Source organism: Pseudomonas tolaasii NCPPB 2192, from assembly GCF_002813445.1.
Lineage (GTDB): Bacteria > Pseudomonadota > Gammaproteobacteria > Pseudomonadales > Pseudomonadaceae > Aquipseudomonas > Aquipseudomonas tolaasii.
Window position 1 is genome coordinate 2,019,370 of the sequence record NZ_PHHD01000001.1, and the last position, 18,868, is coordinate 2,038,237.

General features: G+C 61.6%; 11 protein-coding genes. 6 read left to right on the forward strand and 5 right to left on the reverse strand.

Annotation, left to right across the window (positions count from 1 at the left end; all coding sequences use genetic code 11):
• Positions 1–178 precede the first annotated feature (178 nt).
• The gene (putP, locus tag ATI14_RS09415; RefSeq protein WP_016972672.1) at positions 179–1,663 is read left to right on the forward strand and encodes a sodium/proline symporter PutP; all 1,485 of its coding nucleotides are present in this window, start codon (positions 179–181) and stop codon (positions 1,661–1,663) included.
• A gap of 81 nt (positions 1,664–1,744) precedes the next feature.
• Here putP and ATI14_RS09420 read toward each other — a convergent pair whose 3' ends face one another.
• Entirely contained in the window at positions 1,745–2,233 is a 489-nt protein-coding gene (locus ATI14_RS09420; RefSeq protein ID WP_016972671.1) for a DUF2165 family protein, read from the reverse strand.
• A gap of 188 nt (positions 2,234–2,421) precedes the next feature.
• On the opposite strand from ATI14_RS09420, the gene ATI14_RS09425 reads away from it, so the two are divergent.
• The 3 genes from ATI14_RS09425 to ATI14_RS09435 all read left to right on the forward strand — a co-directional run bounded on the left by ATI14_RS09425 (position 2,422) and on the right by ATI14_RS09435 (position 6,124).
• Positions 2,422–4,422, forward strand: a complete 2,001-nt coding sequence (locus ATI14_RS09425; RefSeq protein WP_080520642.1) for a type VI secretion system Vgr family protein — start codon at positions 2,422–2,424, stop codon at positions 4,420–4,422.
• Positions 4,423–4,462: 40 nt separating this feature from the next.
• Entirely contained in the window at positions 4,463–5,188 is a 726-nt protein-coding gene (locus tag ATI14_RS09430) for a DUF4123 domain-containing protein (protein WP_016972670.1), read from the forward strand.
• Between the two features lie 99 nt (positions 5,189–5,287).
• Complete coding sequence (locus ATI14_RS09435) at positions 5,288–6,124, forward strand: 23S rRNA (adenine(2030)-N(6))-methyltransferase RlmJ (RefSeq protein WP_016972669.1); 837 nt, start codon at positions 5,288–5,290, stop codon at positions 6,122–6,124.
• Between the two features lie 95 nt (positions 6,125–6,219).
• On the opposite strand, the gene msrA is transcribed toward ATI14_RS09435, so the two are convergent.
• From msrA to aceE, 4 genes are all read right to left on the reverse strand, one after another.
• Positions 6,220–6,867, reverse strand: a complete 648-nt coding sequence (gene msrA / locus ATI14_RS09440; RefSeq protein ID WP_016972668.1) for a peptide-methionine (S)-S-oxide reductase MsrA — start codon at positions 6,865–6,867, stop codon at positions 6,220–6,222.
• A gap of 72 nt (positions 6,868–6,939) precedes the next feature.
• Positions 6,940–9,633, reverse strand: coding sequence for a putative bifunctional diguanylate cyclase/phosphodiesterase (locus ATI14_RS09445; protein WP_016972667.1), 2,694 nt, complete (start codon positions 9,631–9,633; stop codon positions 6,940–6,942).
• 326 nt (positions 9,634–9,959) lie between these two features.
• Complete coding sequence (gene aceF / locus ATI14_RS09450; protein ID WP_016972666.1) at positions 9,960–11,603, reverse strand: dihydrolipoyllysine-residue acetyltransferase; 1,644 nt, start codon at positions 11,601–11,603, stop codon at positions 9,960–9,962.
• Positions 11,604–11,614: 11 nt separating this feature from the next.
• On the reverse strand, positions 11,615–14,260 hold the full coding sequence (gene aceE, locus ATI14_RS09455) for a pyruvate dehydrogenase (acetyl-transferring), homodimeric type (RefSeq protein WP_016972665.1): 2,646 nt from the start codon (positions 14,258–14,260) through the stop codon (positions 11,615–11,617).
• 383 nt (positions 14,261–14,643) lie between these two features.
• Here aceE and glnE point away from each other — a divergent pair, with 383 nt between their 5' ends.
• Complete coding sequence (gene glnE, locus ATI14_RS09460; protein WP_016972664.1) at positions 14,644–17,583, forward strand: bifunctional [glutamate--ammonia ligase]-adenylyl-L-tyrosine phosphorylase/[glutamate--ammonia-ligase] adenylyltransferase; 2,940 nt, start codon at positions 14,644–14,646, stop codon at positions 17,581–17,583.
• Positions 17,584–17,833: 250 nt separating this feature from the next.
• Positions 17,834–18,868 (forward strand): lipopolysaccharide heptosyltransferase II, encoded by a 1,035-nt coding sequence (gene waaF, locus ATI14_RS09470; RefSeq protein WP_016972663.1) that lies wholly within the window; start codon positions 17,834–17,836, stop codon positions 18,866–18,868.

The window sequence follows — 18,868 nt, forward strand, 5'->3', positions numbered from 1 at the left end:
TGAATAGCATTCGCGCCAAAGGTGCAACCACTTGAGCGGTTCGGTTCATCGGCTGGCGGCTTTCCTGGGGAAACGCCAGTCATAAATGCGCGGCATGCAGCTTCGTCTACCCGGTTAACAACGGGTGGCCGTCTGACAGGCCGTCGCTACATAAAAACAAAGCCAGGGCGTCACTCTTATGAGCGTTAGTAATCCAACCCTGATCACGTTCGTGATCTACATCGCAGCAATGGTGCTGATCGGCTTCATGGCCTATCGCTCCACCAACAACCTTTCCGACTACATCCTCGGCGGTCGCAGCCTCGGTAGCGTGGTAACGGCCCTGTCGGCCGGTGCTTCCGACATGAGCGGCTGGTTGTTGATGGGCTTGCCGGGTGCGATCTACATGTCGGGCCTGTCGGAAAGCTGGATCGCCATCGGCCTGATCGTCGGTGCCTATCTCAACTGGCTGTTCGTTGCCGGTCGCCTGCGGGTACAGACCGAGCACAATGGTGACGCCTTGACCCTGCCGGATTACTTTTCCAGCCGTTTCGAAGATAAGAGCGGCCTGCTGCGGATTATTTCGGCGGTGGTGATCCTGGTGTTCTTCACGATTTATTGCGCGTCCGGCATCGTGGCCGGTGCCCGCCTGTTTGAAAGCACCTTCGGCATGTCCTACGAGACCGCGCTGTGGGCCGGTGCTGCCGCAACTATTGCCTACACCTTTGTCGGCGGTTTTCTGGCCGTGAGCTGGACGGACACCGTACAAGCCACCCTGATGATTTTTGCGCTGATCCTCACGCCGATCATCGTGCTGCTGGCCACCGGTGGCGTCGACACTACCTTCCTGGCCATCGAAGCCAAGAACCCCGACAACTTCAACATGCTCAAAAACACCACTTTCATTGGCATCATCTCGCTGATGGGCTGGGGGCTGGGTTACTTCGGCCAGCCGCACATCCTCGCGCGCTTCATGGCGGCGGATTCGGTGAAGTCGATCGCCAAGGCGCGCCGCATCTCCATGACCTGGATGATCCTGTGCCTGGGCGGCACCGTGGCGGTGGGCTTCTTCGGTATTGCCTACTTCTCGGCGCATCCTGAAGTGGCAGGCCCCGTCACCGAGAACCACGAGCGTGTGTTCATCGAACTGGCCAAGCTGCTGTTCAACCCATGGATTGCCGGTGTGTTGCTGTCGGCCATCCTCGCGGCCGTGATGAGCACCCTGAGCTGCCAGCTGCTGGTGTGCTCCAGCGCCCTGACCGAAGACTTCTATAAAACCTTCCTGCGCAAAAACGCCTCCCAGCTTGAGCTGGTATGGGTCGGCCGCGCGATGGTGCTGGTGGTTGCCCTGATCGCCATCGCCATGGCGGCCAACCCGGACAACCGCGTACTGGGCCTGGTGAGCTACGCGTGGGCCGGTTTCGGCGCGGCGTTCGGCCCTGTGGTGCTGATCTCGGTGATCTGGAAAGGCATGACCCGCAACGGCGCACTGGCCGGGATTCTGGTCGGCGCGATCACTGTGATCGTGTGGAAGCATTTCAGCCTGTTGGGCCTGTACGAAATCATCCCGGGCTTCATCTTCGCGAGCCTTGCGATCTACTTCGTGAGCAAGCTGGGCGCGCCGACTGCAGGTATGGTCGAGCGCTTTGATGCGGCGGAAAAAGACTACAACCTCAACAAGTAACTTCTTCGGGTGCCGAGCACTCGTTGAGTTGAAACAAAGGCCCGCGTCCTACGGATAGCGGGCCTTTTTTTGTGGCTTGATTCAGTCCGAATCCGGCAGGTTAAGAAAGATCAACACACCCACAATCGCCATGTAGAACTTGAACGCGGCATCCTGGCCATTCCACTGATGGGATTGCCACATCAGGAACCATTCGCCGCCCACCACCATGAAGCCGAAAAACCACACCACGAAGCCGAGGACCAGGCCGGTGGTGGCGAAGGCCTTGGCGCGGTTGAAGTCGGCACTGCCGGTATGCCGCGCACGCCACAACTTCAGTGCGCCCAGCACCAGCAGCAGGCCGGTGAGCGCTTCGCCAAAGATGATCAACGCGTAGGCGCCGTGCCACACCCATGGCGCGGTAATGGCACGGTACAGGGCGGCGTTGCCCGGGAAGGTGGTGTCCATGCTCAACACGTGTTTGACGAAGGCGAAGTTGGAGCTGTAGTCCGTGATGTTGTTGAACGCGACCAGACAGGCGAAGGCGGCGAGTGAGAGCGTCAGGGCGATTTTTGCGTAGCGTGTGACCATGCTTTTTCCAGTGATCCGGCGAGGTAGGGGCCCGTACGCTAGCACGGCCGTGAGACGTCTTCGACGCCCGCTACATGAAGAATTCGGCCTCGATTGTGTAGGAGCTTACTGATTTGTGCTGAGGGTGCTCAGGAGGGCAAAAAGCTGGTGCAGAATCGACCGCCCACCCCCTCGCAGAGAAACACCGGATGTTCGCTCCTGCCAATCAAAGTGCGTTTAATCTGACCCTCGATGGGCAGCCCAGTGAGCTCAAGGTGTTCGAGTTCAATGGCACCGAAACCATCAGTCAGCCCTATAGCTTTGACCTTGAACTGGTCAGCGAGCAGCCCGACCTTGACCTGGAAAGCTTGCTGCATCGTCAGGTGTATCTCGGTTTCGATGATCAGGGCCACGGCGTGCATGGTCTGGTTTACCAGGTGGCGCAGGGCGACTCCGGGCGGCGTCTGACGCGCTATCAGATCAGCGTCGTGCCGCAGTTGGCCTATCTGGCACACAGCAGCCATCAGCGGATTTTCCAGAACAAGACGGTGCCGCAAATTGTGGCGCAGGTGCTGGTGGGGCAAGGGATTCAGAGTGACGCTTTCGATTTTCGCCTGAGCGGCACGTATCCCGTTCGCGAGTATTGCGTGCAGTTTGGTGAGACCGATCTGGCGTTCATTCAGCGGCTGTGTGCCGAGCTGGGCATTCACTACCACTTCCAGCATTCACCCAAAGGCCACCTGCTGGTGTTTGGCGATGACCAGACCGTATTTGCCCAGCCTGGCCAGCCCACGCCTTACACGCCTGGCTCCGGGATGGTGGCCGATACGCCTGCCATCAAACGCTTTGCCGTGCAGCTACAGACCCGCACCACGTCGGTGAACCTGCGCGATTACGACTTTCGCAAACCGAGCCTCGAGCTGGAAAGTGCCGCGGCAGGCGAGCAGCTCCCGAAGCTTGAGGCGCAGGATTATCCCGGCCATTTCAGTGATCGGCCCCACGGCAAATACCTCGCACAGCGCGGCTTGGAGCGCCTGCGCAGCGAGTATCGGATTGCCTGTGGCGAAGGCGATGAACCGGCATTGGTCAGTGGCCGGTTCCTCAGGCTCAGCGGGCATTCGCGTGAAGACTGGAATGACTTGTGGCTGGTGACACAAGTCACCCACGCAGGCAAACAGCATCAAGTGTTGGAGGAGGCTGTCACCGAAGTCTCTGGCGGGAATGTTCGCCAGGGTTATAGCAATACGTTTGTCGCCGCTCCGTGGGACGTGATCTTTCGACCGCCGTTGCCGACGCAGCCGCGCCCAACTATCTCGGGCTATCAGAACGCGGTCGTCACCGGCCCTGCCAACAGCGAAATCCATTGCGATGAATACGGCCGGGTCAAAGTGCAGATGGCCTGGGATCGCAACGGCAAGCACGACGACCACTCCAGCTGCTGGCTGCGCGTCGCCAGCGGCTGGGCCCATGACCGCTACGGTTCGGTGCTGATTCCGCGGGTCGGCATGGAAGTACTGGTCGGGTTCGTCAATGGTGACCTGGACATGCCGCTGGTGGTGGGGTGCCTGCCCAACGCGGCCACCCCCGTGCCCCTCGACCTGCCGGCCGACATGACCCGCAGCATTTTCCGCAGCCAAAGCACCCCCGGCGGCGGTGGCTACAACGAACTGCGCATCGAAGACCGCAAGGGTGCCGAAGAAATCTACCTGCGCGCCCAGCGCGACTGGACCCAGCATGTGCTGCATGACCAGCAGGTGCAGGTCGATAACGCGCGACGGGTGAAGGTTGGGGGTGAGTCGCACCACGAGCTGCAAGGCGAAGAGCAGCGCATCACCCATGGCAACCGCCTGACTGAGCTGAAGCAGGATGATCATCTGATGGTCGGTGGCTCGCAGCAGATGCGCGCCGGGCGGACGATTCAGATTGGCGCGGGGCAAAGCGTGGTCATCGATGCAGGCGCCACCGTCACGATTCAGGCGGGCGGGCAGTCGATCACGCTGTCGGCGGGCGGGATTTTCAGCAGTGTGCCGATCCAGATTGGCGGCGCGTCTGCGCCGGCAGCTTCCCCTTTGACGCCGGGAATCAAGGAGAAGCTGCTGACGGTCATTCCCGCACCGCTAAGCCCTGTGCAAGTCGCCAGTTTGAAGCGAAGTGCGCCGTTTTGTGAGGAGTGTGAGCGCTGCCGGAACGGGCAGTGCGACGTCGCTTGATCCCCAAATTAACCACGAGCCTTAAAAGGAATTTGCCCCCATGCCTCAACGCATGACGCCCACTGCGTGGCTGACTGAAACCCCTCTGCGCCCCGGCGAGCAACTCTTCGCAGTGCTGGGTAACGCCAGTGACGCCAAACCGCTTGGAGTGTGGCAACCCTCGGCGGCCGGTGCGTTCCCTCAATCACTCTGGGCCGGCACGGCTTATGCCGAGTGGAACGAAGTGATGCCTTACGTCGGCCTCATCGAGCCCAGCAGCCCCTTCCTCGATTGGATAGCAGCAACCGAGTCGACAGACTGGGGCTGGCTGGCGGTGTCGTCGAGCCCGCTCGAAACAGTAGTGGCGCATCTGCAAAGCCTGACCAAGGTATATTTGCCGGATGACCAGCAGGTGTTTTTGCGCTTTTGGGATGGCGCGCAGTTTTTGCCGATGTTGCAAATGCTGGGCGATGAGGCGGGAAAGGTGTTGCCGGTGTTCCAGCGTTACCTGATCAATGGCCAGGCGCTATCGGTGACGACGGGCGCGGTCACGGCTGCCAAAACCAGCCCATGGTGGCGAGCCCCCACGCCGTTATTGGAACACCTGGCCGAGCAGTCACCGCAAACCCTGATCGACAATCTGCTGCAATGGCTCGAAGAACAGCGCCCCGACTTGTACACAGCCTTCCCGCCAACAACCTTGCAGCACAAGGTCGCTTATTTCGCACGTACCTCGAATGTCAGCCATGAAGCGCTGGCCGATTACCTGGCTGAGGAATTGACCTGAGCCCAAGGGCTGTATCGACGGCATCGGCCCCGCCCGACACGCAGCCCTGCACCTTTGCCCTCGTAGCGGGTAAACTTCGCCCCCTGCGCAGGAGCAACCATGAATTATCGTCACGCCTTTCACGCCGGCAACCATGCCGATGTCTTCAAACACCTGACCTTGACTCGCCTCATCGCCCTGATGTCGCGCAAGGAGCAGCCGTTTGCCTATCTCGACACCCATGCAGGCATCGGCCTGTACGACCTGCAGGGCGACCAGGCCAACCGCACCGGTGAATACCTGGAAGGCATTGCGCGGCTGTGGGGCGAGAGCGACCTGCCGCCACTGACCGCCGATTACATGCGCGTGCTGCACGAGATGAACCCGGATGGCCAGTTGCGTTACTACCCTGGCTCGCCGGAACTGGCGCGCCGCCTGACGCGGCCCCAGGATCGTGTGCTGCTCAATGAAAAGCACCCGGAAGATGGCGTGCTGCTCAAGGACAACATGAAGGGTGATCGCCGGGTAAAAGTGCACCTGGGCGAAGGCTGGCATGTGCCGCGAGCCTTGTTGCCGGTGCCGGAAAAACGCGCGTTGATGTTGATCGACCCGCCGTTTGAAAAGCTTGATGAGATGCAGCGCTGCGCGGCGTCCCTCAAGGAAGCCGTCGGTCGCATGCGTCAGACCGTGGCGGCCATCTGGTACCCAGTGAAAGACCAGCGCATGCTGCGTCGCTTCTATCAGGACCTGGCCGGCACCGGTGCACCGAAGCTGTTGCGCGTGGAGTTGCTGGTGCATCCGCTTGATACGCCAGACACCCTGACTGGCTCGGGCCTGGCGATTGCCAACCCGCCGTGGGGTTTGGAGGAAGAGTTGCGTGAGCTGCTGCCGTGGTTGTCCAAGAAGTTGGGCCAGACCCAGGGTGGGTGGCAGATGGATTGGTTGATTGCCGAGTAAATAGTTGCCTGCCAGAACGCTATCGCGGGCAAGCCCGCTCCCACAGTTGATCGCGTATCAAGGAGGGAGCGGGCTTGCCCGCGAGGCTTTTGGCGTTAGATCGGGCAGGTCACGCCCGTACCGCCAATCCCGCAATAGCCCTGCGGGTTCTTCGCCAGGTACTGCTGGTGATACGCCTCGGCAAAGTACACCGTCGGTGCCTCTTCGATTTCCGTGGTAATCACACCCAAACCGGCCTTGGTCAGTTCGCCCTGATACGCCTCGGCACTCGCCTGCGCTGCCGCGAGTTGTTCCGGCGTGGTGGCGTAGATCACCGAGCGGTACTGGCTGCCGATGTCATTGCCCTGGCGCATGCCCTGGGTTGGGTTGTGCAGTTCCCAAAACATCTTCAACAGGTCTTCGTATTTCACTTTGGCCTGGTCATACACCACCAGCACCACTTCGCTGTGGCCGGTCAGGCCCGAGCAGACTTCTTCGTACGTCGGGTTCGGCGTATAGCCACCGGCGTAACCGACCACGGTGCTGACCACGCCATCGCGCTGCCAGAAGCGGCGCTCGGCGCCCCAGAAGCAGCCGAGGCCGAAAATCGCAAAGCCAACGTCGTCCAGGAACGGGCCCAGCAACGGGTTGCCGTTGACGAAATGCGTCTCCGGCAGATTCATCGGGGTTTCACGGCCAGGCAAAGCTTGTTCTTGAGTGGGCAACACGTTTTTGTTCACCAGAATTTCCGAGCGCAAGACCATGAGCAGTCCTCTCAGTCAGATTGAGTTACGTAATAAGACAGACCGCCAGTGTGCCCGAGTGTTACAGCGCTGTCAGGCGATTGGCCCGCGCGGGTAGCGTTTGAGCTTTTCCAGCAGCTCTGCGCCGGGGATTGGCCGGTCGAACAGGTAGCCCTGGCCCACGTCGCAACGATGGCGGCGCAGGAACGCCAGTTGCTCAGCGGTCTCGACGCCTTCGGCGACCACCTTGAGCTTGAGGTTGTGGGCCATGGCGATCACGGCCGACGTGATTTCCATGTCGTCCTGGTTGTCCGGAATTTCGTGGATAAAGCTGCGATCGATCTTGATGATGTCGATGGGGAATTTCTTCAGGTAGCTCAGCGACGAGTACCCGGTACCGAAGTCGTCCATGGCCAGGGTCAGGCCGAAGCTTTTCAGCTGGTCGAGTTGCTGGCGCGTGTCCTCGGTGGCTTCCAGCAGCAGGCCTTCGGTCAACTCCAGCTCCAGCAGGTTGGCCGGCAGTTGTTCTTCCTTGAGGATGGTGGCAATGGAGGCCACCAGGTCCGGGTCGGAAAACTGTTTGGGTGACAGGTTGATCGCCACCTGCAAATTGCCCATGCCATTGGCGCTCAGTTGCTTGCTCATGCGGCACGCCTGGCGCGCGATCCATTTGCCGATCGGGATGATCAACCCGGTTTCTTCAGCCACGCTGATGAACTGGTCGGGGCGGATCATGCCTTTTTCCGGGTGGTTCCAGCGCAGCAGCGCCTCCATGCCCAGCAAGCGGCCGCTGCGCAGGCACAGCTTGGGCTGGTAGAACACGTCCAGCTCGTTCTGGGTCAGGGCGCGGCGCAGGTTGTTTTCCACAAACAATTTGTAACTGGCTTCGGCGTTCAGCGCTTCGGTGAACACCTGCACCTGATGTTTGCCGTTGGCTTTGGCTTTGTGCAGGGCCAGGCCTGCGTTGCGCATCAGGGTTTGCGGGTCGCGGCCATGCAGCGGCGCGCAGGCCAGGCCTACGGAGCCGGTGACGCTGATCAACTGGTTGTCGACGAACATCGGCTTGTCGAGGGTGGTCAGCAACTGGCTGGCAACTTGCTGGCCCGTCTCAAGGTCCGTGTCATCCAGCAGCACCGCGAACTCGTTACTGGCAAACCGCGCCAGGCTGCCGCCGGCACTCAGGCTGTTGCGCAGGCGCCGCGCGAGGCTGATCAACAGCTTGTCGCCGGTCTGGTGGCCGAGGCTGTCGTTGATACGCTTGAAATTGTCGATGTCCACCAGCAACAGGCTGATCGGGCTGTCGCTGTCGCGGGCGAAGCGTTCATCGAGGTTGCGGATGAACGCCGGGCGGTTGCCCAGGTTGGTCAGGTTGTCGGTGTAGGCCAGGCGCTCGATGCGCTGCTGCGCGAGCTTGGTCTGGGTGATGTCTTCGTAAATGCCGATGTAGTGGGTCAACTCGCGGTTGTCGCCGTACACCTTGGAAATCGACAGCTGGCCCCAGTAGGGTTCGAGGTTCTTGCGTCGGCTCTTGAATTCACCCTGCCAACTGTTGCTTTTGGCCAGTGAGGACGGCGCATCGAACAGCAATTCGCTGAGGTTCTCCAGCGCCGGCAACTGCGCCAGGCGGTGGCCGTGGACTTCCTCGGCGCTGTACTGGGTGATCGCAGTGAAGCTTGGGTTGACGTACTCCACCACGCCATCGCAATTGACCAGCAGGAAGGCGTTGGCGCTTTGCTCGACGGCGCGCTGGAACAGGTGCAGGGCGCTGGTGGCGGTGCGGCGGTTGTGGTTGTTGATGACCTGGGCGAACTGGTCCGCCAGCTCGCCGGCAAAGGCGATTTCGTCGGATTGCCACGCGCGCGAGCTGCCGCTCTGTTCAAGGCACAACACGCCGACGACCTGGCCATCTACGCGGATGCTCGCGTCGAGCATCGCGTGCACATCCTTGGCGCGCAGGCTTTCGGCCATCTCACGGGTGCGCGGGTCGCGCATGGCGTGGGTGGCGTCAATGGCGCGGCTGGATTGCAGGGCTTCCAGGTAGTCGGGGAAACTGCTGGCGTCGATGGATTCCGGCAGGTGGTGCTGCTGGTCGGCGCGGTGGTAGGCCGAGATCGGCACCAGGCGCTGGCCCTCGAGGTTCCAGATGCTGGCGCAATCGATCTGGTAGATATCGCAGGCGCTGCGGGTGATAAGCTCGGCGGCTTCCTGCAGCGAATTGGGTGTGGTGTAGCGCTGGCGCGCCAACAGCAGAATGAGTTCCTGTTGCGCGCGTACCCGTTCCAGATGCTGCAACTGTTCCTGCTGGGCGCGCTGGTTGAGTTCCAGGGCGATCTGCAGGCGGCTGTTCTGGTTCTCCAGGTCGGCAGTCGGGGCGGTGGTGGGGATTTCGCTGAACAGCCCGTCGACCACCATCAGGTAGCCACGCAACAGGTGACGATTGTGTTGTTTGTAGGCCTCGCCCATTTCCAGCAGGCTCAGCGGGCCGTCGTTGGTGTGCAGGGTGTAGCGCACCAGGTAATGCGGGCTCTGGGCCAGTTGCTGCTGGATCGCGTCGTGCAATTGATAGCGCGCCTGGGGCTCCATCAGGCTGGCGTAGGGCGTGCCGAGCAGGGCGCACAGTTCGACCGCCGGCAGGCCGAATTGGCGTTCGCAATTGGGGTCCAGGTACAGCAAGGCCCAGCTTGCCTCATTAAGCCGCTCGAAACGCAGCATACCGAGGCGCGAGGGCACCGGTAATTGCGTCACTACCTCGGCCGCCATACGGGCGACATCGGGTTGGCTTTTCATGGGGGAAACTCGCTTGGGAAGACGCGCACGGCGCCGGGCTCACGCCCTCTTTACTGTCGCCTGCGGCAAGGTTGCATCATGCGGCACGTACTGACAAGAGAGGATGAAGGCTAAGTGCTATATGGGTGTTATCGGCCGCGGGAGGGATTTCTGCAATCGGGCTGATGGGTGGTGCATTGACGCACGCACAGGACTCGCAAATGAGGTGCGCGAGCAAGCCTCTCACCACAAAAAAAAGCCCCGCAAAAGCGGGGTTGAGGTACGAGCGTGGCGCTCGGAAATCGGTGCAGCCAGGCCTCCCCGCACAAGGGGAGGCCCGTTGAGGCTTACAGCAGGATGGTGCGGATGTCGTTCAGCAACTGGCTCAGGCGCTGAGTGAAGCGAGCCGCTGCCGCGCCGTTGATCACGCGGTGATCGTAGGACAGCGACAGTGGCAGCATCAGCTTCGGCTGGAACGCTTTACCGTCCCACACTGGCTGGATGGTTGCCTTGGAAACACCCAGGATCGCCACTTCCGGCGCGTTGACGATTGGCGTGAAGCCGGTACCGCCAATGTGACCGAGGCTGGAGATGGTGAAGCAGGCGCCCTGCATGTCGTCCGGGGTGAGCTTCTTGTCGCGGGCCTTGGCAGCCAGTGCGGCGGCTTCGGCAGCCAGTTGCAGCAGGCTCTTCTGGTCGACGTTCTTGATGACCGGTACCAGCAGGCCATCCGGGGTGTCGACCGCAAAGCCGATGTGCACGTACTTCTTGCGGATGATCGCCTTGCCGCTTGGCGCCAGCGAAGCGTTGAAGTCCGGCAGCTCCTTGAGCAGGTGCGCACACGCCTTGAGCAGCAGCGGCAACACGGTCAGTTTCACGCCGGCCTTTTCGGCCACGGCTTTCTGCGCAACGCGGAAAGCTTCCAGGTCGGTGATGTCGGCCTGGTCGAACTGGGTCACGTGCGGGATGTTCAGCCAGCTGGCGTGCAGGCCGGCTGCGCCGATTTGCATCAGGCGGGTCATCGGCACTTCTTCGACTTCGCCGAAGCGGCTGAAGTCCACGGTGCGGATCGGCGGAATGCCCGAGCCACCGGTAGCGCCGCCAGCAGCCGGCGCTTCCTTGGCTTTCTGCATCATGGCTTTGACGTAAGCCTGCACGTCTTCCTTCAGCACACGGCCGTGAGGACCGCTGGCAGCCACTGCGCTCAGCTCAACGCCGAACTCGCGGGCCAACTGACGTACCGCAGGGCCTGCGTGAACCTTGGCACCGCTTGGCGCTGGCGCGGCAGCAACAGGGGCCGGTGCGGCCTCGGCTTTTGCAGCAGGCGCAGGAGCAGCAGCGGCCGGAGCCGCTTCAGCCTTGGCCGCAGGAGCGGCGGCCGGTGCTGGGGCAGCAGCCGGTGCAGCACCTTGTACTTTGAGCTTGAGGATGAAGTCGCCAGTGCCGACTTCGTCTTCCAGCTTGACCGCGATGCTTTCCACAACGCCGGCAGCCGGCGAAGGGATTTCCATGGAGGCCTTGTCGGACTCCAGGGTGATCAGCGACTGGTCGGCTTCGACGGTGTCGCCGACCTTGACCAGCAGCTCAATGATCTTGGCCTTGCCCGACGAGCCGATGTCCGGGACGTGAATGTCCTGAACAGAGGCTGCGGCCGGAGCGGCAGCCGGGGCCGCAGGGGCCTCGGCAGCTTTTTCGGCAGGCTTTTCAGCCGGCGCAGCAGCGGCAGCAGGTGCCGCCGCTGGCGCCGCATCGGCGGCACCTTCGATTTCCAGCTCAAGCAGTTCGTCGCCTTCTTTCAGGCGGTCGCCCAGCTTCACTTTCAGGCTTTTGACCACACCGGCTTTCGGCGCCGGAATTTCCATGGAGGCCTTGTCGGACTCCAGGGTCAGAATGCTCTGGTCGGCTTCGACAGTGTCGCCGACCTTCACAAACAGCTCGATTACTTCACCTTCACCGCTGCCGATGTCAGGTACGCGAATGAGTTCGCTCACAAAAAGTCTCCTCAGCAGTCCAGTGGGTTGCGTTTTTCCGGGTTGATCCCGAACTTCACGATAGCGTCAGCCACTACCTTAGGCTCGATCTCACCACGGTCAGCCAAGGCTTCCAGGGCTGCCAACACCACGAAGTGACGGTCAACTTCGAAGAAGTGACGCAGCTTCTTGCGGCTGTCACTGCGGCCGAAACCGTCGGTGCCCAGGACTTTGAATTCCTTGGACGGGACCCACTGGCGAATTTGTTCAGCAAACAGTTTCATGTAGTCGGTCGAAGCAATCACCGGGCCTTTGCGGCCGCTCAGGCACTCTTCAACGAAGGTGCGCTGTGGCTTCTGGCCAGGGTGCAGGCGGTTGTGACGCTCTACGGCCAGGCCGTCGCGACGCAGTTCGTTGAAGCTGGTCACGCTCCACACGTCAGCGCCAACGTTGAACTCTTCACGCAGGATCTTCGCCGCTTCACGCACTTCGCGCAGGATGGTGCCGGAGCCCATCAGCTGTACGTGGTGCGCTGCTTCCTTGGTGTCTTCTTCGAGCAGGTACATGCCCTTGATGATGCCTTCTTCCACGCCAGCCGGCATTGCAGGCTGCTGGTAGGACTCGTTCATCACGGTGATGTAGTAGAAAACGTCCTGCTGCTCTTCGGTCATCTTCTTCATGCCGTCCTGGATGATCACCGCCAGCTCATAGCCGTAGGTTGGATCAAAGGTGCGGCAGTTCGGGATGGTGGCAGCCAGGATGTGGCTGTGACCGTCTTCGTGTTGCAGGCCTTCGCCGTTCAGCGTGGTACGGCCGGCGGTGCCGCCGATCAGGAAGCCACGGGTACGGCTGTCGCCTGCTGCCCACGCCAGGTCGCCAATACGCTGGAAGCCGAACATTGAGTAGAAGATGTAGAACGGCAGCATCGGCTGGTTGTGGCTGGAGTACGAAGTACCGGCAGCGATGAAGGAGCTCATGGCGCCCGCTTCGTTGATGCCTTCTTCGAGGATCTGGCCCTTTTTGTCTTCCTTGTAGAACATCACCTGGTCTTTATCGACTGGCTCGTAGAGCTGGCCGACGGAGGAGTAGATGCCCAACTGACGGAACATGCCTTCCATACCGAAGGTACGGGCTTCGTCCGGGATGATCGGAACGATGCGCGGGCCGATGTCCTTGTCCTTGACCAGCTGCGCCAAAATACGCACGAAGGCCATGGTGGTGGAGATTTCACGGTCGCCCGAGCCGTCGAGGATGGCCTTGAGGGTGCTCAGGTCCGGCGTCGGTACGCTGAAGCTGTTGGCGCGACGCTGAGGTACGAAACCACCCAGTGCGGCGCGGCGCTCGGCCAGGTAACGGGCTTCGGCGCTATTCGGCTCCGGCTTGAAGAACGGCAGGTTTTCCAGCTCTTCGTCCTTGACCGGGATGTCGAAGCGGTCGCGGAACAACTTCAGGCTGTCGACGTCGACCTTCTTGGTGTTGTGCGCAGTGTTCTTCGCTTCGCCGGCACCGGTGCCATAACCCTTGATGGTCTTGGCCAGGATGACGGTCGGTTGTTCCTTGTGGTTGACCGCTTCGTGGTACGCCGCGTAGACCTTGTACGGGTCGTGGCCGCCACGGTTGAGTTTCCAGATCTCGTCGTCGGACAGGTCGGCAACCATCGCCTTGAGTTCAGGCGTGTTGAAGAAGTGTTCACGCACGAACGCGCCGTCTTTGGCTTTGTAGTTCTGGTACTCGCCGTCGATGACTTCGTCCATGCGACGTTGCAGGATACCGTCGACGTCCTTGGCCAGCAGTGGGTCCCAGAAACGGCCCCAGATGACTTTGGTCACGTTCCACTGAGCACCACGGAACACGCCTTCGAGTTCCTGGATGATCTTGCCGTTGCCGCGAACCGGGCCGTCGAGGCGCTGCAGGTTGCAGTTGATGACGAAGATCAGGTTGTCCAGCTTCTCGCGGCCGGCCAGGGAGATGGCGCCCAGGGATTCCGGCTCGTCACACTCGCCGTCGCCCAGGAAGCACCAGACTTTCTGCTTGCCTTCAGGGATGAAGCCACGGGCTTCCAGGTACTTCATGAAGCGTGCCTGGTAGATCGCCTGGATCGGGCCCAGGCCCATGGACACAGTCGGGAACTGCCAGAAATCAGGCATCAGCCAAGGGTGCGGGTACGACGACAGGCCGTTACCGTCCACTTCCTGGCGGAAGTTGTTCATGTGTTCTTCGGTGATGCGGCCTTCCATGAACGCACGGGCGTAAACGCCTGGGGAGGTGTGGCCCTGGAAGTAGATCAGGTCGCCGCCGTGTTCGTCGGTCGGGGCCTGGAAGAAGTAGTTGAAGCCGATGTCATACAGGGTAGCGCTGGAAGCGAAGCTGGAGATGTGACCGCCCAGGTCCGAATCCTTCAAGTTCGTGCGCATTACCATCGCCATGGCGTTCCAGCGTACCAGCGAGCGAATGCGGCGTTCCATGAACAGGTCGCCAGGCATGCGTGCTTCGTGGGTAACGGGGATGGTGTTGCGGTATGGCGTAGTGATGGCGTAAGGCAACTGCGAGCCGCTGCGGGTCGCGAGTTCGCCCATACGGGTCATCAGGTAGTGAGCACGGTCTTCGCCTTCTTTGTCGAGAACCGATTCCAGGGCGTCCAGCCATTCCTGGGTTTCGACGGGATCGAGGTCTTGCATGGCTTGCTCCAGGGCGGAAAGGCTACCAGAATCGGTTGCCTGAAGTTTGCGACTGGCCTTGTGGGCAGACGACATAAATTCTTGGATGGCCGAAGGTTGCTTCGGCGTCCTGTAGTTTTACTACAAATCGTCGGCCATTTCAGCCTTTCGAATGTATATACGAGTAGTAAAACTACACAAGACTGAGCGTATGGCTCGGTCTGGCTGGTGAGCATAATCGTTATTGTTGATCTTTTGCGAACAAGAAAAGGTGAAAGTTTGATGCTGGCTGCCAAAATGAAATTAATTTCAGCTATTTCTCACCTTTGTTCGACAGTCCTTCACCAAGCGTGGTTCTTGCCTTCACGGCAACACGCCTTTTACGCGCCGAACAAGGATAGACCATGAGCCTTCCCACGCTGGCCGAACTGCCGGCCGTTCTCTTGCCTTTTGCCCAGCGGGCCGAGCAGTCATTTCGTGACGCAGTGGCCGCGCTGGACGACGATCATGGACTTTCTGCGTGGACGCCGCAACGGTGGGCCGACTTCTCCCGCGTGTGCGCCGCCAGTGATTTCGTCATTGAACAGAGCCTTCGTGACCCTTTGATGTTGCTCGAGCTGGTGGCCTGGGGTGAGCTGGACCGCGGCTTTGCGCCCGGCGAGCTGTGCAGCCAGATCGCCGGCGCCGTGCAACAGGCCGAAACTGAAGATGAGTTGGGCCGCGTGCTGCGCCGCCAGCGCACGCGCCAGCAAGTGCGCATCATCTGGCGCGACCTCACTCGCCAGGCCGACCTGGTGCAAACCTGCCGTGACCTTTCCGACATGGCCGACGCCAGCATCGACCAAGCTTATCAATGGCTGTATCAGCGCCACTGCGTGCAGTTCGGCACGCCCACCGGTCGGCGCAGCGGCGAAGCCCAGCACATGGTCATCCTCGGCATGGGCAAGCTCGGCGCGGTGGAGCTGAACCTGTCGTCCGACATCGACCTGATCTTCGCCTACCCCGAAGGCGGCGAGACGGTGGGCGTCAAACGCGCCCTGGATAACCAGGAGTTTTTCATTCGCCTGGGTCAAAAACTGATCAAGGCCCTCGACCCGATGACCGTCGACGGCTTCGTGTTCCGCGTCGACATGCGCCTGCGCCCCTACGGTTCGGCCGGTGCGCTGGTGCTCAGCTTCAATGCGCTGGAGCAGTACTACCAGGACCAGGGCCGCGACTGGGAACGCTACGCCATGATCAAGGCGCGCGTGGTGGCGGGCGATCAGGTGGCCGGTGCGCAACTGCTGGAGATGCTCCGTCCGTTCGTTTACCGCCGGTACCTGGACTTCTCCGCCATCGAAGCGCTGCGCACCATGAAGCAGCTGATCCAGCAGGAAGTGCGGCGCAAGGGCATGGCCGACAATATCAAGCTGGGTTCCGGCGGTATCCGCGAAGTCGAATTTATCGCCCAGGCGTTCCAGCTGATTCACGGCGGCCGCGACCTCAGCCTGCAACAGCGTCCGCTGCTCAAGGTGCTCGGCACGCTGGAAGGCCAGGGCTATCTGCCGCCGGCAGTGATCAGCGAATTGCGCAATGGCTATGAATTCCTGCGCTACACCGAGCATGCCATTCAGGCCATTGCCGACCGGCAGACCCAAATGCTCCCCGATAGCCCTGAAGATCAGGCCCGCATAGCCTTCATGCTGGGCTTCACTGACTGGGCTGCGTTCCACGAGCGCCTGATGTACTGGCGTGGCCGTGTGGACTGGCATTTCCGCCAAGTGATTGCCGACCCGGATGAAGAAGAGGGTGAAGAAAGCGAGTTGGTTGTCGGCGGCGAGTGGTTGCCATTGTGGGAAGAATCCCAGGACGAAGACGCCGCTTGCCGCCAACTGGCCGAAGGCGGTTTTGCCGACGCGCCCAAGGCCCTCAAGGCGCTGGCCGGTTTGCGCAGCAGCCCGCAATTGCGCGCCATGCAGCGCCTCGGCCGTGAGCGGCTGGATGCGTTTATCCCGCGCCTGCTGGCTCAGGCCGTCGAGCACGCCAACCCGGACCTGGTGCTTGAACGCGTGCTGCCGCTGGTGGAAGCCGTCGCGCGACGTTCCGCTTATCTGGTGCTGCTCACGGAAAATCCTGACGCGCTGCGCCGCCTGTTGACCCTGTGCGCCGCCAGCCCGTGGATCGCCGAACAAATCACACGTTTCCCGCTGTTGCTCGACGAATTGCTCAACGAAGGCCGCCTGTTCAAGCCGCCATTGGCGCCGGAGCTGGCCGCCGAACTGCGCGAGCGCCTCACGCGCATCCCCGAGGATGACCTTGAGCAACAAATGGAAGCCTTGCGCCACTTCAAGCTGGCCCACCGCCTGCGCGTGGCCGCTTCGGAAATTGCCGGCAGCCTGCCGCTGATGAAAGTCAGCGACTACCTGACCTGGCTCGCCGAGGCGATTCTGGAGCAAGTACTGGCCCTGGCCTGGCGCCAGACGGTTGCACGCCATGGCTCGCCGCAACGGGTGGACGGCACACTGTGCGACCCCGGCTTTATCATTGTCGGTTACGGCAAGGTGGGCGGCATCGAACTGGGGCATGGCTCCGACCTGGATCTGGTGTTCATCCACGACGGCGACCCTCAGGCCGAAACCGACGGCGCCAAGCCCATCGATGGCGCGCAGTTCTTCACGCGCCTGGGCCAGCGCATCATTCACCTGCTGACCACTCAGACCAACTCCGGCCAACTCTACGAAGTGGACATGCGCCTGCGGCCTTCGGGGGCGTCCGGTTTGCTGGTGAGTTCGCTCGGCGCGTTTGAGCGCTATCAGCAAAATGAAGCCTGGACCTGGGAACATCAGGCCCTGATCCGCGCGCGGGTGCTGGTGGGCAGCCAGGATGTGGGCCAGGCATTCGAGCAGGTCCGCGCCAACGTGCTGGGGCAGGAGCGCGACCTGGCCAAGCTGCGCCAGGAGGTCAGCGAGATGCGCGCGAAGATGCGTGACAACCTGGGCACCAGGTCCACGGCGGCCGGAACCGGCGCCAATGCCTTCGAGCCCTCGGCGGCGTTCGACCTCAAGCAGGACGCCGGAGGTATCGTCGATATTGAATTTATGGTGCAATACGCGGCTTTGGCGTGGTCTGCGCAACATCCGTCGTTGCTGCGCTACACCGACAATATTCGCATTCTGGAAGGGCTGGAGCAGGTGGGGTTGATGCCCGCCGCCGATGCTCATCTGCTGCGCGAGGTGTATAAGGCCTACCGTTCCGCCGCGCACCGCCAGGCCTTGCAAAACGAGGCCGGTACGGTGGCCGGGGACCAGTTTGCCGACGAACGGCGCCAGGTGATGCGAATCTGGAAAGAACTGGGGTTAAGCTGAAACTCGATTAAATGTGGGCCTGGCTTATGTTGAGGCTGGCTTTTGTGGGAGCCGGGCTTGCCCGCGATGCAGGCGCCTCGGTGTATCAGTTGCACCGAGGTGATGCCATCGCAGGCAAGCCAGCTCCCACAAAAGCCGGCTCCCAGATTAAGTCTGGTCCCACACAAAGCGGTTCCCTGGCCAGCCGCGACCTACAGTCATTATCGAGGCGGGGAGGCATAAGCCTCCCCGCATCGTTTGTGGAAACTACATGAATATTCTGATCGTTGGGCCCAGTTGGGTCGGTGACATGGTGATGGCACAGACACTGTTCCAGTGCCTGCGCATGCGCCATCCAGACTGCCAGATCGACGTGCTCGCCCCCGAGTGGAGCCGGCCGATCCTTGAGCGCATGCCCGAAGTGCGCAAGGCTCTGAGCTTCCCGCTCGGCCACGGCGCGCTGGAACTGGCGACCCGTCGGCGCATCGGCAAATCCCTGGCCGGCCAGTACGACCAGGCAATCCTGCTGCCCAACTCGCTCAAGTCCGCGTTGGTGCCGTATTTCGCCGGCATTCCCAAACGCACCGGCTGGCGTGGCGAGTTCCGTTACATTCTGCTCAACGACGTGCGCACGCTTGACAAAGCACGCTATCCGCTGATGATCGAACGCTTCATGGCCCTGGCCTACGAGCCGGGTGCCGAGCTGCCCACGCCGTACCCGCGCCCCAGTCTGCAAATCGACCCGGTGAGCCGTGACGCCGCCCTGGCCAAGTTTGGCCTGACGCTGGACCGCCCGGTGCTGGCCCTGTGCCCTGGCGCCGAGTTTGGTGAGTCCAAGCGCTGGCCGTCCGAGCATTACGCCAAGGTCGCCGAAGCCAAGATCCGCGAAGGCTGGCAGGTGTGGCTGTTTGGTTCGAAGAAGGACCACCCGGTCGGCGAAGACATCCGGCAGCGCCTGATTCCCGGCTTGCGTGAAGAGTCGGTGAACCTCAGCGGCGATACCTCGCTGGCCGAGGCGATTGACCTGCTGTCCTGCGCCGACTCGGTGGTGTCCAACGACTCCGGCCTGATGCACGTGGCCGCGGCCCTGAACCGCCCGCTGGTGGCGGTATACGGCTCCACGTCTCCCGGTTTCACGCCGCCGTTGGCCGACCAGGTTGAAGTGGTGCGCCTGGGCCTGGAGTGCAGCCCGTGTTTTGAACGCACCTGCCGCTTCGGCCACTACAACTGCATGCGCCAGTTGCTGCCGCAGTCGGTCAATGAAGCCTTGCAGCGGTTGCAGGGTGTTGCGGTCGAGGTCCGATAG

Bases quoted from the DNA above. Each gene is read 5' to 3' on its own strand.
- ATI14_RS09425 (WP_080520642.1), top strand. From the start codon at position 2,422: ATGTTCGCTCCTGCCAATCAAAGTGCGTTTAATCTGACCCTCGATGGG.
- putP (WP_016972672.1), top strand. From the start codon at position 179: ATGAGCGTTAGTAATCCAACCCTGATCACGTTCGTGATCTACATCGCA.
- msrA (WP_016972668.1), bottom strand. From the start codon at position 6,867: ATGGTCTTGCGCTCGGAAATTCTGGTGAACAAAAACGTGTTGCCCACT.
- waaF (WP_016972663.1), top strand. From the start codon at position 17,834: ATGAATATTCTGATCGTTGGGCCCAGTTGGGTCGGTGACATGGTGATG.
- glnE (WP_016972664.1), top strand. From the start codon at position 14,644: ATGAGCCTTCCCACGCTGGCCGAACTGCCGGCCGTTCTCTTGCCTTTT.
- ATI14_RS09420 (WP_016972671.1), bottom strand. From the start codon at position 2,233: ATGGTCACACGCTACGCAAAAATCGCCCTGACGCTCTCACTCGCCGCC.
- ATI14_RS09435 (WP_016972669.1), top strand. From the start codon at position 5,288: ATGAATTATCGTCACGCCTTTCACGCCGGCAACCATGCCGATGTCTTC.
- ATI14_RS09445 (WP_016972667.1), bottom strand. From the start codon at position 9,633: ATGAAAAGCCAACCCGATGTCGCCCGTATGGCGGCCGAGGTAGTGACG.
- ATI14_RS09430 (WP_016972670.1), top strand. From the start codon at position 4,463: ATGCCTCAACGCATGACGCCCACTGCGTGGCTGACTGAAACCCCTCTG.
- aceE (WP_016972665.1), bottom strand. From the start codon at position 14,260: ATGCAAGACCTCGATCCCGTCGAAACCCAGGAATGGCTGGACGCCCTG.